The organism is Actinomycetospora termitidis (genome assembly GCF_030286555.1).
In the GTDB taxonomy this organism is placed as follows: Bacteria; Actinomycetota; Actinomycetes; order Mycobacteriales; family Pseudonocardiaceae; genus Actinomycetospora; species Actinomycetospora termitidis.
This window is the reverse complement of sequence record NZ_JASVWF010000001.1, coordinates 1,500,173-1,525,826: the sequence shown is the minus strand read 5'-3', so window position 1 is coordinate 1,525,826 and position 25,654 is coordinate 1,500,173. Positions and strand designations below refer to the sequence as shown.

General features: G+C 74.1%; 23 protein-coding genes. 14 read left to right on the top strand and 9 right to left on the bottom strand.

Translation table 11 applies throughout. From position 1 onward, the window contains the following. Positions 1 to 88 precede the first annotated feature (88 nt). The 5 genes from QRT03_RS07480 (at position 89) to QRT03_RS07460 (ending at position 5,594) form a co-directional block, all read left to right on the top strand. Positions 89 to 1,177 (top strand): S-(hydroxymethyl)mycothiol dehydrogenase, encoded by a 1,089-nt coding sequence (locus QRT03_RS07480; RefSeq protein ID WP_286051898.1) that lies wholly within the window; start codon positions 89 to 91, stop codon positions 1,175 to 1,177. Beyond that, on the top strand, positions 1,177 to 1,821 hold the full coding sequence (locus tag QRT03_RS07475; RefSeq protein ID WP_286051896.1) for an MBL fold metallo-hydrolase: 645 nt from the start codon (positions 1,177 to 1,179) through the stop codon (positions 1,819 to 1,821). The genes QRT03_RS07480 and QRT03_RS07475 overlap by 1 nt, the downstream gene beginning before the upstream one ends. Positions 1,822 to 1,976: 155 nt before the next feature. Next, a complete protein-coding gene (locus tag QRT03_RS07470; RefSeq protein ID WP_286051895.1) occupies positions 1,977 to 2,981 on the top strand; it encodes a gamma-glutamylcyclotransferase family protein in 1,005 nt (334 codons plus the stop codon). Positions 2,982 to 3,588: 607 nt separating this feature from the next. Then, the gene (locus QRT03_RS07465; RefSeq protein ID WP_286052087.1) at positions 3,589 to 4,428 is read left to right on the top strand and encodes an ABC transporter ATP-binding protein; all 840 of its coding nucleotides are present in this window, start codon (positions 3,589 to 3,591) and stop codon (positions 4,426 to 4,428) included. Beyond that, positions 4,425 to 5,594 carry an ABC transporter permease gene (locus tag QRT03_RS07460; RefSeq protein ID WP_286051893.1) on the top strand — a complete coding sequence of 390 codons (1,170 nt, stop codon included), beginning with the start codon at positions 4,425 to 4,427 and terminating at the stop codon, positions 5,592 to 5,594. Before QRT03_RS07465 ends, QRT03_RS07460 begins: the two co-directional genes overlap by 4 nt. 2 nt (positions 5,595 to 5,596) lie before the next feature. Here the strand turns inward: QRT03_RS07460 and QRT03_RS07455 are convergent, their stop codons facing one another. From QRT03_RS07455 to QRT03_RS07440, 4 genes are all read right to left on the bottom strand, one after another. Next, a complete protein-coding gene (locus tag QRT03_RS07455) occupies positions 5,597 to 6,967 on the bottom strand; it encodes a cryptochrome/photolyase family protein (protein ID WP_286051892.1) in 1,371 nt (456 codons plus the stop codon). Between the two features lie 163 nt (positions 6,968 to 7,130). Beyond that, entirely contained in the window at positions 7,131 to 8,435 is a 1,305-nt protein-coding gene (locus QRT03_RS07450) for a citrate synthase (protein WP_286051891.1), read from the bottom strand. Between the two features lie 214 nt (positions 8,436 to 8,649). Continuing rightward, entirely contained in the window at positions 8,650 to 9,603 is a 954-nt protein-coding gene (locus QRT03_RS07445; RefSeq protein WP_286051890.1) for a carbohydrate kinase family protein, read from the bottom strand. Continuing rightward, positions 9,600 to 10,487 (bottom strand): aldose 1-epimerase family protein, encoded by an 888-nt coding sequence (locus tag QRT03_RS07440; RefSeq protein ID WP_286051889.1) that lies wholly within the window; start codon positions 10,485 to 10,487, stop codon positions 9,600 to 9,602. Before QRT03_RS07440 ends, QRT03_RS07445 begins: the two co-directional genes overlap by 4 nt. Before the next feature lie 173 nt (positions 10,488 to 10,660). On the opposite strand from QRT03_RS07440, the gene QRT03_RS07435 reads away from it, so the two are divergent. Next, positions 10,661 to 11,446 carry an alpha/beta fold hydrolase gene (locus tag QRT03_RS07435; protein ID WP_286051887.1) on the top strand — a complete coding sequence of 262 codons (786 nt, stop codon included), beginning with the start codon at positions 10,661 to 10,663 and terminating at the stop codon, positions 11,444 to 11,446. On the opposite strand, the gene QRT03_RS07430 is transcribed toward QRT03_RS07435, so the two are convergent. Continuing rightward, positions 11,433 to 13,211 (bottom strand): ABC transporter ATP-binding protein, encoded by a 1,779-nt coding sequence (locus QRT03_RS07430; RefSeq protein ID WP_286051886.1) that lies wholly within the window; start codon positions 13,209 to 13,211, stop codon positions 11,433 to 11,435. The two genes, QRT03_RS07435 and QRT03_RS07430, sit on opposite strands and share 14 nt — an antisense overlap. Positions 13,212 to 13,282: 71 nt before the next feature. Between QRT03_RS07430 and QRT03_RS07425 the strand changes: the two genes are divergently transcribed. Both QRT03_RS07425 and QRT03_RS07420 read left to right on the top strand, forming a co-directional pair. Then, positions 13,283 to 13,717: a MarR family winged helix-turn-helix transcriptional regulator gene (locus QRT03_RS07425; RefSeq protein ID WP_286051885.1), complete on the top strand. Its 435-nt coding sequence runs from the start codon at positions 13,283 to 13,285 to the stop codon at positions 13,715 to 13,717. Between the two features lie 5 nt (positions 13,718 to 13,722). Continuing rightward, entirely contained in the window at positions 13,723 to 15,663 is a 1,941-nt protein-coding gene (locus tag QRT03_RS07420) for a CehA/McbA family metallohydrolase (protein WP_286051883.1), read from the top strand. On the opposite strand, the gene QRT03_RS07415 is transcribed toward QRT03_RS07420, so the two are convergent. Then, the gene (locus tag QRT03_RS07415; RefSeq protein ID WP_286052086.1) at positions 15,645 to 16,574 is read right to left on the bottom strand and encodes an aminoglycoside phosphotransferase family protein; all 930 of its coding nucleotides are present in this window, start codon (positions 16,572 to 16,574) and stop codon (positions 15,645 to 15,647) included. The genes QRT03_RS07420 and QRT03_RS07415 overlap by 19 nt on opposite strands. 92 nt (positions 16,575 to 16,666) lie before the next feature. Beyond that, complete coding sequence (locus QRT03_RS07410) at positions 16,667 to 17,923, bottom strand: sensor histidine kinase (RefSeq protein WP_286051882.1); 1,257 nt, start codon at positions 17,921 to 17,923, stop codon at positions 16,667 to 16,669. Positions 17,924 to 17,983: 60 nt separating this feature from the next. On the opposite strand from QRT03_RS07410, the gene QRT03_RS07405 reads away from it, so the two are divergent. Genes QRT03_RS07405 through QRT03_RS07395 form a run of 3 tightly spaced genes read left to right on the top strand, consistent with a single transcriptional unit; the run spans position 17,984 to position 21,564 of the window. Beyond that, on the top strand, positions 17,984 to 18,928 hold the full coding sequence (locus QRT03_RS07405; protein WP_286051881.1) for a hypothetical protein: 945 nt from the start codon (positions 17,984 to 17,986) through the stop codon (positions 18,926 to 18,928). Positions 18,929 to 18,939: 11 nt separating this feature from the next. Then, entirely contained in the window at positions 18,940 to 19,710 is a 771-nt protein-coding gene (locus QRT03_RS07400; RefSeq protein ID WP_286051880.1) for an FHA domain-containing protein, read from the top strand. Further along, on the top strand, positions 19,711 to 21,564 hold the full coding sequence (locus QRT03_RS07395; RefSeq protein ID WP_286051878.1) for a protein kinase domain-containing protein: 1,854 nt from the start codon (positions 19,711 to 19,713) through the stop codon (positions 21,562 to 21,564). 4 nt (positions 21,565 to 21,568) lie between these two features. Here QRT03_RS07395 and QRT03_RS07390 read toward each other — a convergent pair whose 3' ends face one another. Continuing rightward, a complete protein-coding gene (locus QRT03_RS07390; RefSeq protein WP_286051877.1) occupies positions 21,569 to 22,879 on the bottom strand; it encodes an MFS transporter in 1,311 nt (436 codons plus the stop codon). A gap of 152 nt (positions 22,880 to 23,031) precedes the next feature. Here QRT03_RS07390 and QRT03_RS07385 point away from each other — a divergent pair, with 152 nt between their 5' ends. Both QRT03_RS07385 and QRT03_RS07380 read left to right on the top strand, forming a co-directional pair. Continuing rightward, on the top strand, positions 23,032 to 23,358 hold the full coding sequence (locus tag QRT03_RS07385) for a DUF6247 family protein (protein WP_286051876.1): 327 nt from the start codon (positions 23,032 to 23,034) through the stop codon (positions 23,356 to 23,358). 34 nt (positions 23,359 to 23,392) lie between these two features. Beyond that, the gene (locus QRT03_RS07380; RefSeq protein WP_286051875.1) at positions 23,393 to 23,620 is read left to right on the top strand and encodes a hypothetical protein; all 228 of its coding nucleotides are present in this window, start codon (positions 23,393 to 23,395) and stop codon (positions 23,618 to 23,620) included. A 3-nt stretch (positions 23,621 to 23,623) separates the two neighbouring features. Here QRT03_RS07380 and pdxH read toward each other — a convergent pair whose 3' ends face one another. Then, positions 23,624 to 24,283 carry a pyridoxamine 5'-phosphate oxidase gene (gene pdxH / locus QRT03_RS07375; protein WP_286051873.1) on the bottom strand — a complete coding sequence of 220 codons (660 nt, stop codon included), beginning with the start codon at positions 24,281 to 24,283 and terminating at the stop codon, positions 23,624 to 23,626. Positions 24,284 to 24,410: 127 nt separating this feature from the next. Here pdxH and serC point away from each other — a divergent pair, with 127 nt between their 5' ends. After that, positions 24,411 to 25,538: a phosphoserine transaminase gene (gene serC, locus QRT03_RS07370; protein ID WP_286051872.1), complete on the top strand. Its 1,128-nt coding sequence runs from the start codon at positions 24,411 to 24,413 to the stop codon at positions 25,536 to 25,538. Positions 25,539 to 25,654 lie beyond the last annotated feature (116 nt).

Sequence of the window (25,654 nt, the reverse complement as noted above, 5' to 3'; positions counted from 1 at the left end):
CGGGCGCGCTCTTGCGTAGTGCCCCGCGTCACGTGGAACCCTGCACGCGAACGCATGAGCGCATGAGCCGACGACGTGGAGGGCGAGAATGCCGCAGGAGGTCCGGGGCGTGGTGTCCCGGGAGAAGGGCAAGCCGGTCACCGTCGAGACGATCGTCATCCCCGATCCGGGGCCCGGCGAGGCCGTGGTCGCGATCCAGGCGTGCGGGGTCTGCCACACCGACCTGCACTACCGCGAGGGCAACATCGAGGACGCCTACCCGTTCCTGCTCGGCCACGAGGCCGCGGGCACGGTGGAGGCGCTCGGCGAGGGTGTGACCGGCCTGGAGGTCGGCGACTACGTCATCCTCAACTGGCGCGCGGTCTGCGGGGTCTGTCGTGCCTGTCGCAAGGGCAAGCACCACCTCTGCTTCGACACCCACAACGCCGCGCAGGCGATGACGCTCAAGGACACCGGCGAGGAGCTCAAGCCGGCCCTGGGCATCGGGGCGTTCGCCGAGAAGACGCTGGTCCACTCCGGGCAGTGCACCAAGGTCAACCCGGACATCGATCCGGCCCAGGCCGGGCTGATCGGCTGCGGGATCATGGCCGGCGCCGGCGCGGCGATCAACACCGGGAAGGTCCAGCGCGGCGAGACCGTGGCCGTCATCGGCTGCGGCGGCGTGGGCGACGCGGCGATCGCGGGCGCGGCGCTGGCCGGGGCGACCACGATCATCGCGGTCGACACCGAGGACCGGAAGCTGGAGTGGGCCAAGGGCTTCGGCGCCACCCACACCATCAACGCCAAGAACACCGACCCGGTGCAGGGCATCCGCGACCTCACCGACGGCTTCGGCGCCGACGTCGTCATCGACGCGGTCGGCATCCCGGCCACCTGGAAGCAGGCCTTCGAGGCCCGCGACCTCGCCGGCCGACTGGTCCTGGTGGGCGTGCCGTCGCCGGACATGAAGCTCGAGGCCGACTTCCAGCCGTTCTTCTCCCACGGCGGGTCGCTGTCCTCGTCCTGGTACGGCGACTGCCTGCCCAGCCGGGACTTCCCGATGCTGGTCGACCTCGCCCTGCAGGGCCGGTTCCCGCTCGACAAGTTCGTCACCGAGCGGATCTCGCTCGACGACGTGGAGACCTCGTTCGACAAGATGCACCACGGCGACGTGCTGCGTTCGGTGGTGATCCTCTGATGCCGGCCGAGAAGATCGGCGAGGGCGTCGAGCACATCACGACGTCCGGGCAGTTCCAGATCGACGGCAACTCCTTCGACGTCGACAACAACGTCTGGATCCTCGGTGACTCCTCCGAGGTGATCCTGCTCGACGCCCCGCACGACGCCGAGGCGATCAAGAAGGCCGTCGGCGACCGGAACGTCGTGGCCATCCTGTGCACGCACTCGCACAACGACCACGTGAACGCGGCCCCGGCGATCTCCGCCGCGTTCGACGCGCCGATCCTGCTCAACCCGGCCGACCGGGTGGTCTGGGACCTCACCTACCCCGACCGCGAGCCGGACGGCGAGATCACCGACGGCGAGACGTTCACCATCGCCGGGATCGACCTGCGGGCGATCCACACGCCGGGGCACTCCCCCGGCTCGACGGTGTTCTACGCCCCCGACATCGGCACCCTGTTCTCCGGCGACACCCTGTTCAACGGGGGCCCGGGCGCCACGGGACCGTCGTACTCGGACTTCGACGTGCTCATCGAGCAGCTGGCCGACAAGGTCTTCTCGCTGCCCGGCGACACGATCGTGCGCACCGGGCACGGCGACACGACGAAGGTCGGCGACGAGGCCGCGCGCCTCGAGGAGTACCGCGAGCGCGGCTACTGATCGCCCACCCCGACCACGAGTACCCGGCCGACCCCTACCCAGGGGTCGCGCCGGGTTTCTCGTTCCTGCACGCCGACGGTCTGACCCACCCGCTCGTTCCCGACGACGGGTCCCGCGGCGGCTGGCGGGTCGGCTCCACCGGGGTCGACGACCTGGTGGACGTGCCGCTCGCCGCCCGCGTGCCGGTCCTCGCCTTCGGGTCGAACGCGTGCCCGTCGAAGATCACCTGGTTGCGGCGCGAGCTCGGGCTGCCCGGCCCCGTGGTGGCGCTGCGGGTGACGGTGCACGGCGTCGCCGCGGTGTGGGCGGCGGGCCTGCGGGTCCGGGACGACGCCCGCCCGGCCACGCTCGCCGTGGTCCCGTCCCCTCCCCCACGTGTCAGCAGTGCGGCCATGCTGACGCTGGACGGCACACAAGTGGGTGGTACGGCCGCACCGGAGGTGCACCACCTCTGGCTGGCGACCCCGGAGCAGGTCGCGGTGCTCGACCGGTGCGAGGGACGCGGCACCCGGTACGACCTGGCGTGGCTGCACACCGCGACGGTGGTCGACGAGCGCGGGGCGCGGCTGGACCCGGTCCTGGGGTACTGGCCCGCGCCGCGCCGACCGGGTGAGCCCCCGCGCACCGACCGGTCGCCGCTGCTGGTGGACGGGGCGCCGGTCCGGGTGCGGGACGTGTCGCAGGACGCGGCCCGTCTCCTCGCCGGCATGCCGGGCGGAGTGCCCGACGACGCCGCGGAGATCGTCGAGGGCTGCCCGGACCCGCGCTCGTGGCCGGACCGCGTCTTCACCTACGGCACCCTGCAGCCGGGCGCGTCCGCGTGGTGGCGGCTCGCGCCGCACGCCACCGGCACCGCACCCGCCGTCGGGACCGGGCTGGTCGTGGACACCGGGCGCGGCTATCCCGCGCTGGTCCCGGGCGAGGGGGTGGCACGCGGGCACGTCGTCACGCTCGCCGACCCGGCCGGCGCGATGCCCGCGCTGGACGCCTACGAGGGTCCGGACTACCGCCGGGAGCGGGTGGTCGTGTACCGCGCGGCGAACGACGCCGAGCGGTCCGACGGCTCGTCGACGGCCGAGCTCGCCTGGGCGTGGCTCTGGGACTCGACACCCCCGGCCGACTGGCCCACGGTGACCGGCTCCTGGTCGGACACGCGCTGAGTGGACAGAGCCTGATCGGTCGGGTCGTCCGCCCGCGCGTGCCGCGGCGGCGCGGTGGCGACGGGGACCGAGACGGCGATCCGCCCGGCGGTCGGGACGAGGACGATCCGGTCCGCACCGGGCCGCGGGTCGGTGACCGCCTCGTCGGCGGGCGGCTGGCCCGCGAGCGCCACCACGGCCGGGTGCGCCTCGGCCACGACCGCGGCGGCCTCCGCCCGCCGCACCCGGCGGAGCAGGACGGCCGCGCGGAGCAGCAGGGCGAGGCCGACGAGCAGCGCGAGCCCCGCGACCGCGAACGCCACGATCGCGAGCCCCGGCGAGTGCAGCCGCGGGGCCTGGCTGATCGCGAGCGGGGCCGCCGCGGCCAGCAGGGCGATCGTCACGACCCCGACGACGAGCAGCCGCACCCGCACCCCCTCCGCCGAAGACCCGGCTCGTCATGCTGCTCCGTCGGGGGCGATCAGGGAGCCCCCGCGCGGGTTCGACCTGATCACGATCGGGTGGAGCGGCTCCGGTGGACAGCCACCCGACCGACCGGGACAGTGATCAGGTGCTCGAGGTCGACGGCGTCTCGAAGCACTACGGCGCGGTCCGGGCGTTGCAGGAGATGACGTTCGCCGTGCGCCCGGGAGAGCTCTTCGGGTTCGTCGGCGCGAACGGCGCCGGGAAGACCACGACGATGCGGATCGTCCTCGGGGTGCTCGCGGCCGACGCCGGCGAGGTGCGCCTGGACGGGCGCCCGATCGACGCCGCCCGCCGCCGGCGGATCGGCTACATGCCCGAGGAGCGCGGGCTCTACCCGCGCATGGCGGTGGGCGAGCAGCTGCGCTACCTGGCCGAGCTGCACGGTCTCTCGGCCGCCGAGGCCCGCGCGGCGGCGACCCGGTGGACCGAGCGGCTCGGGGTCGCGGAGCGGGTGGGCGAGGAGGTCCAGAAGCTCAGCCTCGGCAACCAGCAGCGGGTCCAACTCGCGGCGGCCCTCGTGCACGAGCCCGACGTGCTGGTCCTCGACGAGCCGTTCTCGGGGCTCGACCCGGTGGCCGTCGACGTGATGAGCGAGGTGTTGCGGGAACGCGCCGACGCGGGCGCGCCGGTGGTGTTCTCCTCCCACCAGCTCGAGCTCGTCGAACGGCTCTGCGACCGGGTCGGGATCGTCCGCGACGGCACCATGGTCGTCGAGGGCGGGGTCGACGAGCTGCGCGCCGGGAGCGGCAGCGTCGTCGTGCACGCGCCCGACGCGCCGGCTGGCTGGGCGGACGCCGTCCCGGGTGTCACGGCGAGCCACCTCGAGCACGGCCGCACCGTGGTCGCCCTGGCGCCCGACTCCGACGACCAGGCCCTGCTGCGCGCCGCCCTCGCGACGGGGCCGGTCCACGAGTTCACGCGCCGGCGCCCGTCGCTGGCCGAGTTGTTCCGGGAGACGGTCACCGGGAGGGACGCGGCATGAGGACGATCCTGCTCATCACGCGCCGCGAGTACCTGGCACGGGTCCGGGGACGGGCCTTCGTGGTGTCGACCGCGGTGATCCTGCTGATCCTCGTCGGCTACTCGCTGTTCGTCGGCTCGCTCAGCGGGGCCGGCGACTCCGGGACCTCGCGGATCGCGGTCGCCGCGGAGACCGAGGCCATCACCCCGGCCCTCCGGACCGCGGCCGACGACCAGGGCCGGATCGTGCAGGTCCTGCCCGTGCCGGACGCCGCGGCCGGCCTGGCCCTCGTGACCTCCGGCGACGCGGACGCATCGCTGTCCGGGCCGCCGACGCGTCCCCGGGTCGACGTCGACCGCTCGCTCGGCGGCGGCACCGGCTCCGTCGTCACCGTTGCGACCAGCCTCGTCGCCCAGCAGCAGTTGCTGCCCGACCCGGCCGCCGCGGACGCCGCCGTCGCGGCGGCCGAACCGGTCGTCGTGGCCGCCCGGCCGGAGGACCCGGCGTCCGGACTGCGCATCGGGCTCGGCGCGTTCGGCGCGTTCCTGCTGTTCTTCTCCATCCAGACCTACGGCGCGATGGTCGCCCAGGGGGTGGTCGAGGAGAAGTCGAGCCGGGTGGTGGAGATCGTGCTGGCGACGGTGCGGCCGTGGCAGCTGCTGCTGGGCAAGGTGCTCGGCCTCGGCGCGGTGGGGCTGACGCAGCTGGTGATCCTGGGCGGGGTGGGCCTGGCGGTCGCGGGGAGCGCCGGCCTGCTGGTCGCGGGCGCAGGGCTCGTCCCGACGCTGGTGTCGGTGCTGGTCTGGTACCTGATCGGCTTCACCCTGTACGCGACGGTCTACGCGGCGCTGGGGTCGCTGGTCTCCCGGCAGGAGGACACCCAGAGCGTGCTGACGCCGGTGTCGATCGTGGTGCTGATCGGCTTCGTCGCGGGCTTCAACCTCATCATCTCCGCGCCCGAGTCGACCGCGCTGGCCGTGCTGTCGCTGGTGCCGCCGTGGACGCCGCTGATCCTGCCCGCGCGGATCGCGGTGGGCGACGTCCCGGTGTGGCAGGTGGCCCTGGGGTTCGTGCTGACGCTCGCGTTCACCGCGTTCGTGCTGTGGCTCGGCGGGCGGATCTACGCGCGGTCGGTGCTGCGGACCGGGGCGCGGGTGTCGTGGCGGGACGCCCTCACCGGGCGGTAGGCCTACAGGGCGTTGAACCGGTCGAGCGCCTCCTGCCGCTCCGCCTTGTGGTCCACCATGGGCTCCGGGTAGTCCGTCGGCGGCTCGTCGGCCTTCCACGGCTGGTGGACCTTCTTGCCCTCGATCCCCGCGAGCTCGGGGACCCAGCGGCGCACGTAGTCGCCCTGGGGGTCGAACCGCTCCCCCTGGGTGACGGGGTTGAAGACGCGGAAGTACGGCGCGGCGTCGGTGCCCGTGCCGGCGGCCCACTGCCAGCCGTGCTGGTTGGAGGCGAGGTCGCCGTCGACGAGCAGGTTCATGAAGTGCGTCGCGCCCCACCACCACGGCAGGTGCAGGTCCTTGACCAGGAACGACGCGACGGCCATCCGCATCCGGTTGTGCATCCACGCCTCGCCGCTCAGCTGGCGCATCGCGGCGTCGATGGCCGGGTAGCCGGTGCGCCCCTCCTGCCATCGCGCGAAGCGCTGCTGGGCGTCCTTGCCGGTGTCGAGCTTCATCGACGCGAACTTCGGGTCGAAGTTCTCCCGCGCGCTGCGCGGGAACCACCACAGCACGTGCGCGTAGAAGTCGCGGAAGCAGATCTCGTTGCGGAACGACGTCGGGCCCTTCCCGTTCCCGCGCGCGTCGGCGAGCAGGGTGCGCGGGTGCACGGTGCCGTACTTGAGGTGCACGCTCATCCGGCTCGTGCCGGGCCGGTCGGGACGGTCGCGCATCTCGTCGTAGTCGGTGAGGTGCTCGTCGACGAACGCCTCCCACTGCTCGCGGGCGGCCTTCTCCCCCGCCTCGGGGAGTTCGGCGTCGAGCTTCGGGTCGTCGGGGACCTTGACCGCGCGCGGTCCGCCGTCCTTGTCGGACGGGTCCATCCAGCTGAGGGTCTTCGCGTCGGTGTCCGCGGGCGTCGCGTCGCCGATCCGCTTGGCCCACTCGCGGGAGAACGGCGTGAAGACCTTGTACGGGTCGCCGTCGGACTTGGTGATGCTGCCGGGCTCGGTCACGTACGGCGAGCCGGAGCGCACGAACTCGACGTCCCCGAGCGCCTTCTCGACGGCCTCGTCGCGCTGCCGGCCGTAGGGGCCGAAGTCGGCGGCGACGTGGACGCTGCCCGCGCCCAGGGCCTTCGCGATCTTCGGGACGACGTCGGCCGGGTCGCCCTTGACGACCAGCAGCCGCCCGCCGAGGTCGTCGTCGAGGGCCCGCAGGCAGCGGTACAGGAACGCGGTGCGCCGCGGCCCGGCGGGTTCCAGGAGCGTCGGGTCGAGCACGAACAGGCCCAGCGCCCGCCCGGCGCGCTCCCGCGCGGCGAGGAACGTCGGCTGGTCGCGCACGCGCAGGTCGCGGCGGAACCAGACCACGGCGGTGTCCTCGGAAGCCATGCGACCCAGGTACCCGCACCCGCCGTCGGGAAGCGTCCGGACACGAGCGAAGGGCCCCTCCGGTCGATCTACTCGACCGATGGGGCCGTTCGCTCAACCCGGCAACCGTGGGCGGTGGGCGCCCACCACCCGTCTATCCGACCGATGGGGCCCTTCGCTCAGGTCAGCCGCGCTGGTCCAGCGCCACGAAGTCGCGCTCGGTCGGGCCGGTGTAGACCTGCCGCGGGCGGCCGATGCGGGTGTCCGGGTCCTCGATCATCTCGCGCCAGTGGGCGATCCAGCCCGGGAGGCGCCCGATCGCGAACAGGACGGTGAACATCTCCGTCGGGAAGCCCATCGCCTGGTAGATCAGGCCGGTGTAGAAGTCGACGTTCGGGTAGAGCTTGCGCTCGACGAAGTACTCGTCGTTGAGCGCGTAGTCCTCGAGCTTGGTCGCGATCTCGAGCAGCTCGTCGCCGCCGCCCAGCTTCTCGATGATGCCGCGGGCGGTGTCGCGGACGATGGCCGCGCGCGGGTCGTAGTTCTTGTAGACCCGGTGCCCGAAGCCCATGAGGCGGACGCCGGGCTCCTTGTTCTTGACCTTCGCGACGAAGTCGTCGGTGTTGCCGTGGTTGTCGCGGATGTTCTCGAGCATCGTCAGGACGGCCGCGTTGGCGCCGCCGTGCAGCGGGCCGAACAGGGCGTTGATGCCCGCCGAGATCGAGGCGAACAGGTTGGCCTGCGACGAGCCGACCAGCCGCACCGTCGACGTCGAGCAGTTCTGCTCGTGGTCGGCGTGCAGGATGAACAGCATGTCGAGGGCCTTGGCGATCTCGGGATCGACGTCGTAGTTCTCCGCCGGCAGCCCGAACGTCATCCGCAGGAAGTTCTCCACCAGGGACAGGTTGTTGTCCGGGTAGAGGAACGGCTGCCCGATCGAGTTCTTGTAGGCGTAGGCCGCGAGCGTCGGGACCTTCGCGAGCAGGCGGACCGTCGAGAGGTCGACGTTCGGCTCGTCGAACGGGTCCAGCGAGCGCTGGTAGAACGTCGACAGGGCCGAGACCGCGGAGGACAGCACCGGCATCGGGTGCGCGTCGGCGGGGAAGCCGTCGAAGAACTTCTTCAGGTCCTCGTGCAGCATCGTGTGCCGCTGGATCTGGTCGGTGAAGTTCTCGAGCTGCGTCTTCGTCGGCAGCTCGTCGTGGATGAGCAGGTAGCTGGTCTCGACGAAGGTCGAGTTCTTCGCCAGCTGCTCGATCGGGTAGCCGCGGTAGCGCAGGATGCCGGCGTCACCGTCGATGTAGGTGATGTCGGAGCGGCAGGACCCGGTGTTCACGAAGCCCGGGTCGAGGGTGATCAGACCGGTCTCGCCGAGGAGCTTGCCCAGCTGGATCCCGGACGAGCCCTCCGTGGCCTCGACGATCTCCATCGTGTGCTCCCCGCCCGGGTAGGACAGGGTCGCGGTGCGCTTCTCGCCGTCGTCGGCCATCGAATGCATCCCTCTCACGCTTCTCGTGCGGGAGAGGGGGCGGCGCCGGACCGCACACGGGGACGGTCGGTCACCGCGCCGGAGCGGCGTCACTCCCGGGGCGAACTCCCGCGGGTGTGGGGCGTCGTACGCTGCGCGAACCGTAGCGCCCGCGCCGCGATCACCGCAGCACGGGAAACGCCGACGACCGCAGTGGAACCGGTCACCCCCGGTCCTACGGGGTCGCCCCGTCTCCTGCGAGCTCGGCCCGCGTCGGAGGCTCGGCGCCCGCCCGCGAGACCGTCCACCCCGCCACACGGGCCGCGAAGCCCAGCGCCTCCCGCCAGCCGTCGGCGTCCAGGTCGGCGACCGCGTCCCGCGTGAGCAGGTCGTGGTCGTGCAGGTGGGCGAGCAGGGCGCCGTGCACCGAGTCGCCCGCGCCGATGGTGTCCACGACGGGGCGGGACGTGTCGGCCGGGACCTCGACCACACCCGCCGTCGTGAAGGCCCGGAGCCCTTCGGCCCCACGGGTCACGACCACCGCCCCGGCACCGGCCGCCAGCAGCTCCTCCGGCTCGCGGCCCCACCAGGCGGCGTCCTCGTCGGAGAGCTTGACCAGGCCCGCGACGCCCGCCAGGGCGTCCAGCCGGCCCCGGACGGTGTCGGGGTCGGTGACCAGCGCCGGCCGGATGTTCGGGTCGAGGCTCACGAACACGCCGCGCTCGGCGCTGCGGCGGGCGAGCTCGGTGTAGACCGACGCACCCGGCTCGAGGAGCAGGGACAGGGTCCCGACGGCGAGCGCGGCCGCGTCGAGGTCGCCCGGATCGGCCACGAGGCGGTCGGCGGTGCCCTCGACGTGGAAGGAGTAGCGGGCGTGGCCGGCCTCGTCGACGGTCACGACGGCGAGCGTGGTCGGCTCGTCGCCGCGCTGGAGCAGGTCCGTGCGGACGCCGGAGTCCGTGAGGCGTACGGCCAGCGCATCGCCGAACGCGTCGGTGGAGAGCCGGGTGAGCATCGCCGTGGGGACGGCGAGGCGCCCGAGCCCGACGGCGACGTTGTACGGCCCGCCGCCGAGCCGCGGTGCGAGCGGGGCGAGTGGCCGCTGCTCGGTGGGCACGAGGTCGACGAGGGCCTCACCCGCGGACACGATGGTCGAGCTCCGCTGCGCTCCGTCTCCGGACACGATCATGACAACGCCTCCAGTCCCCACCGCACGGTCCAGGTCGCGCCGGGCTGCAGGACGACGAGGTCCGTGCGCGAGTTGAGCGCGTCCGGCGGGCAGGTCATCGGTTCCACGGCGACGGCCTTCCCCGGACGCCCGAACGGGCTGTCCGGGGTGAACGCCTGCACCCAGCCGACGTTGTTGTCGCCCCACAGCCGGGTGCCGGTGCCGTCGGGCGCGTGCAGCTCGGCCAGCACGCCGGCCACCCCGCGGCGGACACCGAAGCAGGTGTCGAGCCGGAGGTCGGCGACCCGGCGGGGCCGGCGCAGCGACTCCTCCGGCGTCACCTCGCGGGCCGGGCCGACGGGGATCTGCGCGTCGTCGACATCGAGGACGGTCGCCGTGGGGACCGTGAGGGTGCACTCGCCGCTCGGGTGGTCGCCCACCCGCAGGTAGGGGTGCGTACCGACGCCGGCGGGCGCGTCGCCGTCGCCGGTGTTCGTGACGACGTGGGTGACGGTGAGCTGCGTCGGCTCCAGCGCGTACGTGGTCTCGACGTGCAGCGGCTGGGGCCACCCGTGCTCGGCGGGGACGTCGATCGCCAGGGTGACCGCGTCGTCCGCGTGCTCGACGAGAGACCACGGCCGCTTCCGGACGAGGCCGTGGATGGCGTTGCCCCGGGCGGGTTCGGTGACGTCGAGCTCGCGGGTGGTGCCGTCCCAGTCGAAGCGGGCGCCGGCGGTGCGGTTCGGCCAGGGGATGAGCACGCAGCCGGCGCCCATCGGCGGGTCGCCCTCGTAGGTCTCGACGTGGTGTGCGCCGCCGACGGTGAACGCGCGCAGACCGGCGCCGACACCGGTCACCACCGCCCGTGCACCGTCGGCGCGGATCTCGTAGTCGCTCGGCGCCATGGCGGCACCGTAATGGGTCGCGGCGTGTGTCGGGACGGTCCACGCAACCGGTTGCCGCCGGGCGGTGGAAAGCGGTCGGAACCCGGTGGACCGGTCGTCACCGCAGGCCCTATCGTCCGCGCCGTGATCTGAGCCCCCGCCGTCGCGTCCGTCCGACCTCCCGGGAGTGCCCCTTGTCATCGATCACGTACGTCCTCGTCCACGGCGCGTTCTCGACCGCCGCCGCGTGGGGCCCGGTCGCGCGCGAGCTCACGCTGCGCGGGCACCGGGCCCTCGCCGTCGACCTGCCCGGGCACGGCCTCGACGCCCGGGAGACCGGGATGGTGGGGATCTCCACCGACGACGACGTCGCCGCGGTCACCGATGTGGTCCGCGCGCTCGACGGGCCCGTGGTGCTGGTCGCGCACAGTCGCGGCGGGCTCACGGCGACCGCGGTGGCCAACGAGGTCCCCGAGCTGCTGGCCCACGTCGTCTACGTCTCCGCGTGGTGCTGCGTCACCGGCGGGCCGTCCACCTACGTCACGCCCGAGCCCTCGGCGCTCGACGCGCTCGCCCCGCGGCTGCTCACGGCCGACCCGGGTGAGGTGGGCGAGCTGCGGGTCGACTTCGGCACGACCGACCCCGGCGCGCTCGACGCCCTCCAGGAGGCCCTGCTCGCCGACGGCACCCGGGCCGAGCTGCTCGCCGTCCTCGCGACGATGGACCGGCGGGAGTCGCTCGCGATCGACGAGGACGCGGTGCGGGTCGACCCGGCGCGCTGGGGCCGCCTGCCGCACACCTACGTGCGACTGGCGGCCGACCGCGCGGTCCTGCCCGCCCTGCAGGACCGGTTCGTCGCCGAGGCCGACGCCGTCCTGGCCGAGCCGTTCACGACGGCGGAGCTGGCCACCTCGCACGTCGGGGCCCAGCTGCGGCCGGGTCCGCTGGTGGACGTGCTGGTGGGTCTCACGCCGCCGTGAGCTCGGCGTAACGGCCGTGCTCGGACACCAGGTCGGTGTGCGTCCCGGACTCCACGACGCGGCCGTGGTCGAGCACCGCGATCGTGTCGGCGTCGCGGACGGTGGAGAGCCGGTGGGCGATCGTCAGGGTGGTGCGGCCCGCGGCGAGGGCGTCGAAGGCCTCCTGCACCGCGCGCTCGGTGGCGGTGTCCAGCGCGGACGTGGCCTCGTCGAGCACCAGCACGCGCGGGTTGCGCAGCAGGGTGCGGGCGATGGCCAGGCGCTGGCGCTCACCGCCGGAGAAGCGGTGGCCGCGGGGCCCGACGACGGTGTCGTAGCCCTCGGGGAGGGCCTCGATCACGTGGTGGACCTGCGCGGCGCGGGCCGCGGCCTCGATCTCGTCGTCGATCGCGTCCGGCTTCGCGTAGCGCAGGTTCTCCCGCACGGTGTCGTGCAGCAGGTAGGTCTCCTGACTGACGACGCCGACGATCGCGGCGAGGTCGTCCAGGCGCAGGTCGCGCAGGTCGACGCCGTCGATCGTGATGCGGCCGGCGTCCGGGTCGTGCAGCCGGGCGACCAGCGAGCCGAGCGTGGACTTGCCACTGCCCGTCTCCCCCACGAGCGCGAGGGTGGTGCCGGCGGGGAGGTCGAGGGACACGTCGTCCAGCGCCGGTCGGTCGGCGCCCGGGTACGCGAACGTGACGCCCTCGAGACGCAGGTGGCCGCGGGGCTCGGGCAGGTCGACCGGGTGCTCCGGCTCCTCGACCTCGATCACGGTGTCCTGGTACTCGAAGATGCGGGCGAACAGCGCCAGCGAGGCCGACACGTTCACCCCGACGTCGAGCAGCGCGGACAGCGGCCGGAACACCCCGGCCTGCAGCGTCGTGAACGCGACCAGGGTGCCGATCGAGAGCGCGCCCGCCGTCCACGGCAGGCCCGCACCGAGGTAGATCAGGGCCGGGATCGCGGCGAAGACGATCGACATCGTCGCCATCACCCAGCGGCCGGCCAGCTGGCTGCGCAGCTCCAGGTCGGTCAGGCGCAGGGACGAGTCGGTGAAGCGGGAGACGAGGGCGTCGCCGGTGCCGAGCGTGCGCGAGAGGCGGACGCCGTCGATCGACAGACCCTCCTCGATGGTGACGTTGAGGTCGGCGAGCTCGCGCTGGCGCTGCGCGGTGATGGTGCGCCGCAGCCGGGCGACGCGCCGCGAGAGCAGCACGGCCGGGGGCAGCACCAGCAGCGTCACGAGCGAGAGCTGCCAGGACAGGGCGACCATCGCGACTGCGGACGCGATCACCGTCGTCAGGTTGGCCGCGATGGAGGTGGCGGTGGAGGTGACGACGGACTGCATGCCGCCGATGTCGTTGGTGATCCGCGACTGCACCTCGCCGGTGCGGGTGCGGGTGAAGAACCCGAGGGACAGGCGCTGCAGGTGGGCGAACACGTCCGTGCGCAGCCGGTGCATCACCCGCTGGCCGACGGCGGTGGAGATCCAGGTCTGGACGACGCCGAGCGCGGCGGTGACCGCGGCGACCGCGACCATCCCGACGACGAGCCACACGAGCAGGCGGACGTCGCGCTGCGGCAGCGCGACGTCGATGACCTCGCGCAGCAGGAACGGCGACGCCAGGCCGACGATCGACGACACCACGATGACGGCGATCACGACGGCGAGCGAGTACCGGTGGGGGGCGAACAGCCGGGCGATCCGGCGCAGCGAGACCTGCTTGGCCTGCTCGCGGTCGCGGGCGCGCTGCTCACGGGAGATCTCTGAGGGGCGGGGCAAGGGGCATCTCCTTCGTTACTGAGGTAACCTCATCATGAGGCTACAACAGCGTCTTCCGCTAGGGTGTTCCCGTGGAGGACGGCGAACCCACCTCGGTCGGCGACCTGTTCTGGGCCGTGGCCCGTCGGCTGCGGCACTCCTGGCGGGATGCCCTCGCGCCCTACGACGTCACGCCCTCGCAGCTGCGCGCCCTCGGGACGCTGATGCGCCACGGTTCCGTGCGCCCCGGCGCTCTCGCGAGACACCTCGGCATCGCGCCACGGAGCGCGACGGAGGTGGTCGACGCGCTGGAGGAGCGCGGCCTCGTGCGCCGCGAGACCGATCCCGCGGACCGGCGCGCCACCCTCGTCGTCGTCACCGACACCGGCGTGACCCTCGCCGGGGAGATCCGGCACGCGCGCGCCCAGGAGGCGGACCGGGTGTTCGCGGGGCTCGGCGAGCACGACCGCGCCGAGCTGGAGCGGCTGCTGCAGCTCCTGCTCACCGATCCCGCTCTGCCAGGCTGAACGACGTGTGCTGCCAGGACGACGAGGCGCTGGATCTCCCTCCGGCGGTGATCGAGGCGCTGGCCCACTACCGGAGCCTGCTCGCCGAACGGGGGTGGGACTGGGGCGGCGAGGACCTGCCGGACTTCTTCCGCTGCGCGCGCTTCTCCCGTCTCGGCGACGTCATGACGGCGGCCGCCGAGACCGGCGACTGGGCGGCCGCGGTCCGTTCGGTCCTGGGCGACGGCGACGCGGGCGTGCTGCACGTGGTGGTGGGCGGGCCCGTTCCCGACGGTGCCCGGCGCCTCGCGGTCCGCGGGCGGACGACCCCGGTGGACCTCCTGCTCGAGGCCCCGCCCGGCAGCGTCGTCGCCGTCGACGGGGACGACGTCGCCGTCCCGCCGTCCGGGATCGTGCTCGACGGTCTCGAGGTCGACGGTGCGCACCCGACGATCCGGGTGGACGGCGTCGAGGTCCCCGCGGTGGAGGTGCGCGAGGCGGTCGAGCTCACCCTGCGGGCCGACGACGGGTCGCGGTGGTCCGTCGTCGACGGGACCGGCGGCGCCTGGTTCCCGGACGGCGTCCCGCCCAAGTGGGACGGCGGGCACCGCCCGTTCTTCCACGCCCGCGAGGCCACCCTGACGGTGCCCGCCGCACCCCTGACGATCACCTGTGCGCGGGGCCCGGAGTTCGCACCGGAGACGACGGTCGTCGATCCATGCGAGCGCCCCGTCGTCGAGACCGCCCTGGCCCGCACCCACGACCCGGCCGCCGACGGCTGGCGCTCCGCCGACCTGCACGTGCACCTCAACTACTCCGGCGACCTCGTCGTGGCTCCCGGCCAGGCGCGCGTGATGCAGCGCGGTGAGGACCTCGCGCTGATGAACCTCACCGCCGGGAACCTCTCCGGCGCCCGGGTCTACGACCGGGAGCTGCTCGAGCACACCGTCGGCGAGGACCTCTGGCACGACGACGGGTCCGTGGCCCGCGCCGGTGTGGAGTTCCGCAACGACCTCCTCGGGCACGTGCACGCCCTCGGCCCGACCAGCCCGCCGCGGCGCTACCAGACCGGGCACGAGGGCGCGGAGCACCCGCACGACTGGCCACCCAACGCCGTTGCGTGCGCCGACCTGCGCGCCCGCGACGCCACCGTCGGGTACGCCCACCCGGTCTTCGCCGACGTCGAGGACATGTTCGCGATCGCGCGCATGCCGGAGGCCCGGGCGCTCGTCGTCGACGCGGCCCTGGGCCTGGTCGACGCGATCGACCTGGTGCACTGCTGGGACCCGCGACCGACCGCCCTGCTCTACCGCCGCCTCCTCAACTGCGGCCTCCGGCTCGCCGCCACGGCCGGGAGCGACGTGTTCCTGTCCTTCGCCCACGGGCCCGGCGTGGCGTCCAACCCGCCGGGCTGGGGCCGGATGTACGCCGACCTCGCCGGCGCCCCGGTGTCGGTCGACGCGTTCCAGGGCGCGGTCGCGGCCGGTCGCACCCTCGCCACCAACGGCCCGTTCCTGACGGCGGACGTGGCCGGGTGTGGTCCGGGCGCGGTCGTCGTCGGGGGCGACCTGCCGGTCCGGCTCCGGGTGCACGGTCGGTACCCCGGTGTGCTGCGGCTCGTCGGGCCGGACGGCGTGATCGCGGAGACCGAGGAGCCGGAGCTCGTCACGACGGTGCGCGTCGACGAGCCGGGCTGGCTCGCGGCGGCGTTCGAGGGAAGCCCGCACCCGCTCGCGCCGGAGATGCCGGTCTTCGCCCACACGACCCCGGTGCACGTCGAGGTCGACGGCGCCCGCATCGCCCGGGCGGCGGACGCCGCGTGGTGCCTGGAGTTCCTCGACCGCCTCGGACGTCACCTCGACGAGCACGGCCGGTTCGCCGACGAGCCGGAGGAGGCGGCCCGCCAGCGCGCCGACCACACCGAGGTCCTCGACCGGGCGCGGGCCTACTACGTCGCGCTGACGTAGTCCCGCCAGGTCGCCACGAGCGGGACGATGCCCTCGACCAGCGCGGGCGGGGACCAGGGCGCGAGCCCGAGGCAGCACACGATCTGCAGCCACCGGGCCGACTCGCACAGCGCCAGCAGCTCGCGGTCGGCCGGGCGGCCGCCCCGCAGCACCGCCGCGGAGTCGTAGGCGCTCACGAACTCCGGCCCGGTCATCGCGAGGTCCCACTCGACCGGCCCGCGGCAGGTGTGCTCCAGGTCCGTGACGACGGGACCGTCGGCCGTGAGCAGCACGTTGTGCGTGGGCGCGTCGCCGTGGATCGGCTGGACACCCGCGTGCGGGAACGCGGCGGCGAACGCCTCAGGGGAGCCAAAGACCTCGTCGATGCGCTCGTACTCGCGGCGGGCGAGCGCGAGGTCGGCGGGGGCGAGGATCTCCGGCAGGTCGGCGAGCAGGTCGAGGGTCTCGGTGAGCCAGTCGTCCCAGAACACCAGGAAGGGCAGGCTCGGGAGGTCGATGCCCCGCAGCGCCGCGTGCAGGTCCGCGACGTAGCCGGGCGAGTCGTCGAGCTCGGCGTCCGGCAGCACCGCCACGTGCTCCCACGCCGTCATGACGAAGCCGTCGAGCTCGAACGGGACGGCCGGCAGCAGGGGGCTCGGCCTCGTCGTCGGGAAGCCGAGGTCACCCAGCGCCACGGAGACCGCGATCTCGTCCCGGCGCTCGGCCAGGGTGCGTGCCGGATCGGCCCGACGTGACGGCGGGAGGACCGTCGGGATCCGCATGACGACGGGCGCGGGCGCGAGGTGCACGACGACCGAGAACAGGTCGTGGAGCACCGCCGGGGCCTCGACCGCGATCCCGTGCTCCTCCGCGACGGCCCGCGCCGCGGCCACCGCCCGGGCCGTCCGGTCCGCCCGTGCGTCGTCGTCCATCGCCACGACGCCATCCTGGCGGATCGTGGGCCATGATCAACGAGCACCTGCGGTGGAAATCCCTGCCGAGGAGCGCCGAGGGTGCTCGCTCGTCAGGTCCGCGTCTCGGTCGCCGACCCGGGTTCGGCCTCCGCGGCTTCGGCCTCCGCAGGCTCGCCCTTCGGCTCGGGCTCGCCGTCCGACTCGGGCTCGCCGTCCGACTCGGGTTCGACGTCGGGCTCCGGCTCGCCCTCCGGCTCGGGCTCGGCCTGCGACTCGGGCTCGGCCTCCGACTCAGGCTCGCCCTCCGGCTCGGGCTCTACCTCCGACTCGGGCTCGGCCTCCGACTCAGGCTCGCCCTCCGGCTCGGGCTCTACCTCCGACTCGGGCTCGGGCGCCGACTGCCGGATCGGCAGCCGCCCGGCCACGGTGAACTCGTCGCCGTCCTTCTCGAGGAGCACGGTGCCGTCGTGCTCCGCGAAGCGCTCCCGGAGGCCCTCGAGGGCCGATTCGTCCGACGGCCCGTCCGCGCCGTCGTGGGTGACGACGAGACGCGCTTCCTCCCGGCGGCGGGCGATCGTGATCTGGCAGGCCGTCGGTCCGGAGTGCCGCTGCAGGTTCGCCACGGTCTCCCGCAGCAGGTCGGCGAACAGGGCCCCGACCTCGTCCGGGAGATCGGCGTCCTCGCCCAGCACCGCGAGGTCGACGCCCGCGGCGTCCAGCGTCGAGCGGGCGGCGTCGAGTTCGGTGGCCAGGGGTGCCGCGACCCCGGGAACCGGCGGAACCTCGTCGTCCAGGGCCTCGTCCGCGGTCTGCTCCACCGCGGCCGGCTCCTCCGCGGTCGCGACCACGGCCGGCCTCCGGGTGAGCGCGACGAGCCGGGTGAGGCCGTGGATCACGAGCCCCGTGACGACCGTGGCGAGGCCGGTGGACAGGCCCACGAAGAGGCTCGCGGGCGCGGACGCGCCGCCGAGTCCGAACCCCACCGCGACGGCGCTCACGACCACGACGGCGAACCCGCCGACCCCGAGGCGTCCGGGCAGGAGCAGCGACAGGCTTCCGGCGAGGAACCCGGCGAAGGCGATCCAGGCGCCGGTCAGCGCGATCGCGGGGACGTACACCAGACAGGCGAGCAGCAGCAGGGCGATCACCGTGCCCTCGCGGGTCCGCCGCACCGCCGGACGGCTGACGTATCCCAGTTGGACCCCGATCAGGACGAGGGTCAGGACCAGCGCCAGCACCGCTCCCGGCAGGTTCAGGGTCGGTGCGATCGCGGCGCACGTGAGGACCGCCTGGCCGACGACCACGGCGATCAGCAACCCGACGCTCCACCGGTCGACGGACGGGGCCGGCGCGGTCGGGGTCGTCACCCGGAGGAGGGTACGACGGCTCGGGAGGGGTCCCGAGCAGGAGCACCCACCCTCGCCGTCATGAACGCCATCGACGACGGACCCACGGTGCGCGTGGCGCCCGACCCCGACGAACGACACCGCCGCCACCGGCTCGGCATCGTGCTGACCGCCGGGATCGGGGCGGTGGTGCTGATGGCCGTGGTGGCGACGGTCGTCGCGCTCACGGGGAGCGGCCGCCCGCCGCAGGACCCGATCGGCGACCCCCGCACCGCGGACCCGTGCGCGCCGCTGGCCGCGAGCACGTTCGGGGCGGCGGCCACGATCTTCGGCGACTTCCGGCTGCCGCAGCAGTGCGCGGCCGTGATCGGACCGGTCGCGGGGACGATCGAGGAGTCCGGCGCGATCGTGACCGCCCAGCTCGCGGAGGTCTCGTCCCACGCGGCGCGGCCGCTGCGCACCCTCGGCGACCTCGTCGTCGTCCGCGGCACCGACGACGCCGCGTGCGAGCGCCTCGTCGTCCTCCCCGACGGTCGCGCCGTCGACCTCGCGGCGACGGGCCCGCAGCCGTGCGCGCTGGTCGAGCCCGCCGTCGACGGGGCGCTCGCCGCGCTGCAGGCCGGTCTGCCGCGCCGGGCGCCGGAGCCCCCGGAGGCCCTGACGCACCGCAGCGCCTGCGCGCTGGTCGACCCGCGCGTGCTCGGCCTCGACCCCCGCGCCGCCGTCCACGGCTGGGCGGACTGGGGCTGCCGGTGGGGCGACCCGCGCGGCGTCGCCGTCCAGGCGGCGATCTACCGCACCGGCGGGCTCGGCCCCGCGACGGAGCCGGACGGGCGCACCGTCGTCGTCCCGAACTCCGACAACGGCCTCGCGAACGGGTGCACCGCGGCGATCCCGCACCGGGCATACCGGGCCCCGTCCGGGGGAATGGTGACCGAGTCGCTGCAGATCACGGTGTCGTCACCGGACGACCCCGCGGGTGCGTGCGACGCCGCGCGACGGCTCGCGGCGGGGGCGGGGCGATGAGGGGGGACCTGGTGGCACCGGTCGAGCTGTTGCCCGCGGGCTCGGGCAGCCTCGCCCGCGGCGTGCCCGACGCCGTCCCCGGCACGCTCTTCGTCCTCGGTGGCCGCGGCGGCATCCGGGTCGAGCCGCGACCGCGGTTCCCGGTGGTGTTCGGCCGCAACGAGCCGGAGGTGCACGTCTGCGTCGGCGAGGGCGATCCGCGCGTCAGCCGCCGGCACGGGGTGCTCTGCTTCGACCGCGACCGCTGGACGCTGCGCAACACCGGCTCGCTCCCGATCCGCCTGCCCGGCTCCGCGCTCCTGCTGGCCGGGCACGAGGAGCCCCTCGGAGCGGTCTACACACCGCTGTTCATCCGCACCGGGCCCGACCGCGAGCACCTGGTGGAGGTCCGCGTGGCGGGCCGACCCGTCGTCGGGAACTCGGCGGAGCCGCAGGACGCGACCACCGCGCCGCCGGTCTGGCAGCTGACCGACGACGAGCGCCTGGCGCTGGTCTCGCTCGGCCAGCGCTACCTGCGCCACGAGGCGCACCCGCGGCCGGAGACGTGGGCCGGGGTCGCCGCCGAGCTGGCCGAGCTCCGTCCCGACGCCGGGTGGACCGCGAAGAAAGCGGAGTGGTGCGTCGTCGGGGTGCGCAAGCGGCTCGCGGCGGCCGGGGTGCGGGGTCTGACGCGCGAGGAGGTCGGCGAACCGGTGGGCAACGCGCTGAACCACAACCTCGTCACCGAGCTGCTGGTGTCGACCACGGTCGTCCCGCCGGACCTCCGGCTGCTGGAGGCTTAGGTGGAACCGGGCGAGCTGTTCGCGGAGCGGTACCGGATCGTCCGGTTCATCGCCCGCGGCGGGATGGGCGAGGTCTACGAGGCGCGGGACGAGACCCTGGAGACGACGGTCGCGCTGAAGCGGGTCGGCTTCGCGGGCCTTCCCGACGACGAGGCGTCCGTGGCCCGGGCGCGCGTGCTGCGGGAGGCGCGCCTGGCGGCGCGGCTGCGCGGGGTGCCGCAGGTGGTGGCCACCTACGACGTCGTCGAGTCCGGCGAGGACGTCTGGCTGGTCCTCGAGTACGTCCCGTCCCGGACGCTCGCCGACGCGGTCGACGACCGCCTCGACCCCGTCGAGGTGGCCCGCATCGGCGCGGCGGTGGCCACCGCCCTCGCCGCCGCCCACGCGAACGACGTGCTGCACCGCGACGTCAAGCCCGGCAACGTCCTGCTCGGCGCGGACGACACGGTCAAGCTGACCGACTTCGGCATCTCGCGCGGCACCGGTGAGGCCACCAAGCTCACGGCCACCGACGTCGTCTCCGGCACGCCCGCCTACATGGCGCGCGAGGTGGCCCGCGGCGAGGAGCCCACGCCCGCCTCCGACGTCTACTCCCTCGGCGCGACGCTCTACCGCGCCGTCGAGGGCGCCCCGCCGCACGGCACCGACGGCAACGCCCTGCGGCTGATGTACCGGGTGGCGACCGAGCCGCCGCGCCCGCCGGAGCACGCCGACACGCTCGCCCCGCTGCTCCTGCGCCTGCTCGCTGACGACCCGTCGACCCGGCCGGACGCGGCCACCGCCGCCGAGCTGCTGGAGGCGCACGCACGGCGCCCGTCGGAGGAGACCGTCCGGACGGGGCCGGAGCCGCACCCGTCGTCGGGAACTCCGACGCTCACCGGCGAGGCGACAGCCCCCGCCCCGTCCCGACGGCGGGTGTGGCTGCTCGCAGGGGCGGCCGCGGCCGTGCTGCTGGTGGTGGCGGGGGTCCTGGTGACGGTGCGGCTCGCCGCGCCAGACCCGCTCACGATGCCCGCGACCGTCGCGGCCCGCACCGTCGACGTGCCCGCCGACCAGGCCGACCCGTGTGCCCTCCTCGACGCGGACGCGCTCGACGAGCTGGGCACGGTGTCGTTCGGTCGCGCCTTCACCCCGACCGGGTGCAACGCCACGATCCGCGGCGGGTCCGGGTCGGGCGAGGTCTCCGCGGCCTTCTACGCCCCCCGCACCCCGCCGCCCGGCGGCACGACCACCACCGTGCTCGGCGGCGCCACCCTGGCGAGGACACCGGACACCCCGGCGTCGAGCTCGAACGGCTGTCTCCGGGTGCTGACGATCGCCGACGGCACGCAGATCTGGATCACCGCGACGTCCCGGGGCGTGATCCCCGCGGGGACGTGCGCCCTGGCGGAGGCGGCGACCGCGGTGGTCGCCCGCACGATCGACGGGGAGGGCGTCCGCGCCGACCCGGGCCGACCGGCACAGTTCGTCTTCGGCCGCTCCGACGCGTGCACCGCGCTGTCCGCCGAGGAGCTCACGCGGGCCGTCCCCGACGTCCCGGTCACCCGCGGCTCGCCCGGGTTCGCGAACTGGTCGTGCTCCTTCGGGCGGGGCGGCGAGGTCGACCTGTACTACGCCACCGACGACCAGGACCCGAAGGAGTACGGCCGCCGGCTCCCCACCCCCGACGGGCGTCTCGCCTGGGCGTCCGCGACCGACACCGGCTGCCGGGTGTGGGCGTCGCTCGGGCCGGCGTCGCCCGGTCGGCCGACCCAGTTGACGTCCGCCGCCGTCGCCGGGTCGCCCGCGGACCTCCGGTGCGGCCAGGCGCTCACGCTGGCGCGGACCCTCGCCGGGCGGCTCCCCCCGGCCTGAGCAGCTACGTCTGGCTCGCCGTCGCGTCCTCCGGGGTGCCCGCGGTCGGCGCCCGGTAGCGCCAGAAGGCCGGGAAGGCGAGCACGACCGCAACCATCCCGACGACGACGGCGACCCCGCCGACCGTCATCGCCGCCCCGGTCCCGACGGCGTCCGCCGCCCACCCGTGCCACAGGTCCGCGACGCGGGGCCCGCCCGCGACGACCACCACGAACACGCCCTGCATGCGGCCGCGCATCTCGTCGGTGGCGACGGTCTGCAGCATCGTCGAGCGGAACACCGAGCTGACCAGGTCGGCCGCGCCCGCCGCCGCGAGGAGGAGCACGGCGAGCCAGATGATCGACGTCAGCCCGGCCAGCGCGACCCCGACGCCCCACAGCGAGACCGCGATCGTCACGGCGACCCCCTGGCGCGCGATGCCGTGCAGACGCCCGGAGAGCAGTCCGCCCAGCGCCGCCCCGCCCGCGATGGACGCGGACAGCAGGCCGTACGCCGGCCCACCCCCGTAGGTCTCGATCGCCGCCTCCGGGAACACCGCCCGCGGCATCCCGAAACCCATCGCGACGAGGTCCGCGAGGAAGCTCACGAGCAGGACCTTCGACATCGCGGCGTACCGGAACCCGTCGATCACCGAGCGGAGCCCGGCGCTCGTCCGGATCGCGTGCAGCACGCCGCGCACCCCGCCCTGCGCGTCGTCGGAGACCGGCAGGCGCGGGAGCCGGTAGGCCGCCCAGATCGAGACGGTCAGGCAGACGGTGTCGACGAGGTAGAGCACCCCGACGTCGATGAACGCCAGCGCCACCCCGCCGAGCAGCGGACCCGCGAACGCGCCCAACTGCTGCACCGTGAACCACAGCGTGTTCGCGGCCGGCAACTGGTCCAGCGGCAGGATCCGCGGCAGGACGGCGGAGCGGGTCGGCTGGTTCACCGCCAGGCACGCCGTCTGCACCGCGAAGATCACCAGGACCGTCCACGGGCCTCCGATGTGGGTCAGCGCGCTCACCCCGAGCAGCGCTGAGGTCACCGCGATGCCGATCCCGGAGACGACCAGCAGCATCCGCCGGTCGACCGCGTCCGCGATCGCCCCGCCCCAAAGCCCGAACACCACCAGCGGCACGAGCCCGAACAGTCCGGTGAGACCCACCCACGCCGACGAGCCCGTCATCTCGTAGAGCTGGAAGGGCACCGCCACCACGGTCAGCTGGGCGCCGACGACGGTGACGACCCCCGCCGTCCAGAGCCGTCGGAAGGCGGGCGTCCGCAGCGGAGTCGTGTCGGCGAAGAGGCCGCGGCGCGGCCGGGATGGTTCGCTCACCGAACGATCGTAAGCACCGATCTCACCCGCTTCGGCCGCGAGCCCGGCCACCATGCACAGATCCGCCATCGGCCGGCGGGCGGGCGGGACCTCCTGCCCCGGGGTCGGCGAACTCGACCCACGTCGTCCGGGTGCCGCGCTACCGTCGTCCCATGGCAGCGCAGGAGGCTCGGACGTCGTCACATGCACGACACCCGTTGTCGCGCGGCGCCGGTCCCGAGGCCGTCCACGACGCCCTCCTCGACGAGGACCGCGCCGGCTTCCGTCAGGCGTTCGCGAACGCCCTGGACCGGGCGAAGCACACGCTCGACCTCACCCCGGTGTTCGAGACCCTCGAGGACTGGCGCCATCTCGCCGTCGCCCAGTCCGACCCCGATGGCTGGCGCCACGCGGTGCGACGGGCCGCCGAGCTCCGGACGGGCGTGGCGCCGCCGGAGGACGAACCGGTGGAGCGGACGCGCACGAGATCCGGGATCTGAGCGTACGGCGTTGTACGAGGTTCGCTCCGACCCGGTGGTCGACGCCGGGATGGAGTTCCTGAGTCCTGGTGCACAGAGCGAACTCGCCGAGATCCGGGTCGCCCTCGAGGTCTCTCCCTGGAGCGTCGGCCGGCCCTACGTCACCGCACATCCAGAACGAGGGATGCGATCGATCGACTTCGACGGTGGCGATGCCGTCCTGATCTTCGCGATCATCGACCGGGATCGCTGGGTCGAGCTTCTCCAGCTCACCGTTCTCTGACGATCACGGAGCCAGACGCTCCACCACCCAGTCGCCGCGGGTCGGGTTGAACCGGAACCGCAGCCGGTCGTGCAGGCGCGAGGTCCGGCCCTGCCAGAACTCGACGTGGGTCGGCGTCAGGCGCCAGCCGCCCCAGTGCGGCGGGGGCGGGATCTCGTCGTTGCCGAAGCGGGCCTCGACGGTCGCGAACAGGTCCTCGAGGGCCTGCCGGTCGCGCACCGTCGCCGACTGCGGGGACGCCCAGGCGCCCAGCTGCGAGGTCCGGGGACGACCGCGCCAGTAGTCGGCGGTCTCCTCCTTGCCCAGCAGCTCGACGGTGCCGATCACGGTCGCCTGCCGCTGCAGCCCGTACCAGGGGAAGGTCGCCGAGGCCTGCCGCGTCTGGCGCAGCTGGTGGGACTTCTCCGAGGTGTAGTTGGTGAAGAAGGTGACCCCGCGGGCGTCGATGTCCTTGGCGAGGACGGTGCGGGTGGTCACGCGGTACTCGTCGTCGACGGTCGCGAGCACCATCGCGTTCGGGTCGGGCACCTCGGCCCCCCGGGCCGCCTCCAGCCACGCCGCGAGCTGCTCGTGCCACGTCGGCGCGAGGTCCTCGACGTGCAGTTCGCCCTCGCGATAGTCGACGCGCAGATCGGCGATGGACCCCGTTGCTGGTGCGTTCACCCGGCCACGGTAGGCAGCGTGCGCGGTCGTCGGGAAGCCCGTGAGAGATGCGACAAACCGTGCAGCCTGCCCACCACCCGCGACGAGGGAGGGGACAGCGACCGGCCGACCTTGCGAGGATGCCCCCGTGACCGCTGAATCAGTGACGATCCCGGCCGAGCTCCTCCCCGCCGACGGACGCTTCGGCTGCGGGCCCTCGAAGGTGCGCCCGGAGCAGCTGCGCGCGGTGGCCGACGCCGCCGACGTCATGGGCACCTCGCACCGGCAGAAGCCGGTGAAGGACCTGGTCGCGCGGGTCCGCGGCGGACTCTCGCAGCTGTTCTCCCTGCCGGAGGGCTACGAGGTCGTGCTCGGCAACGGCGGGTCGACCGCGTTCTGGGACGCGGCGGCGGTCGGGCTGATCCGGGAGCGGTCGCTGCACCTGACCTACGGCGAGTTCTCCGCCAAGTTCGCCGGGGTGGCGAAGGGCGCACCGTTCCTCGCCGACCCGGTCGTGGTGTCGAGCGACCCGGGCACCGCCCCGGAGCCGCGCTCGGACGACTCGGTCGACCTCATCGCGTGGGCGCACAACGAGACCTCGACCGGGGTCGCCGTCCCCGTCGCCCGGCCGGCGGGCAGCGAGGGCAGGCTCGTGGCGATCGACGCGACGTCGGGCGCGGGCGGCCTGCCGGTGGACGTGTCGCAGGCCGACGTCTACTACTTCGCGCCGCAGAAGGGCTTCGCCTCCGACGGCGGGCTGTGGATCGCCCTGATGAGCCCGGCCGCCCTCGAGCGCGTGGACGAGATCGCGGGCACCGACCGCTGGATCCCGGGGTTCCTCTCGCTGCCGACCGCGATCGACAACTCGCGCAAGGACCAGACCTACAACACGCCCGCCGTCGCGACCCTGATCATGCTCGCCGACCAGATCGAGTGGATGAACGACGCCGGCGGCATGTCCTGGACGACGGCGCGCACGAAGGACTCCTCGGAGCGGCTGTACGCCTGGGCCGAGAAGTCGTCCTTCGCGACGCCGTTCGTGGCCGAGCCCGCGCACCGGTCCCAGGTGGTCGGGACGATCGACTTCTCCGACGACGTCGACGCCGCCGCGGTGGCGAGGATCCTCCGGGCGCACGGGGTCGTGGACACGGAGCCGTACCGCAAGCTCGGCCGCAACCAGCTGCGCGTCGGCATGTTCCCGGCGGTCGACCCGGACGACGTGTCGAAGCTGACCGAGTGCATCGACCACGTCGTGGGGGCGCTCACGGGCGCATAGGGAGACGGAGCGCAGCGGAGCTCGACCCGTCTGAGTCGACCCGACCGGCGCGCCTCCCTCGAAGGGGGCAGACGCTCGCCTAGCGTCGTCGGCGCGGGTGCACATCGCCGACGGGG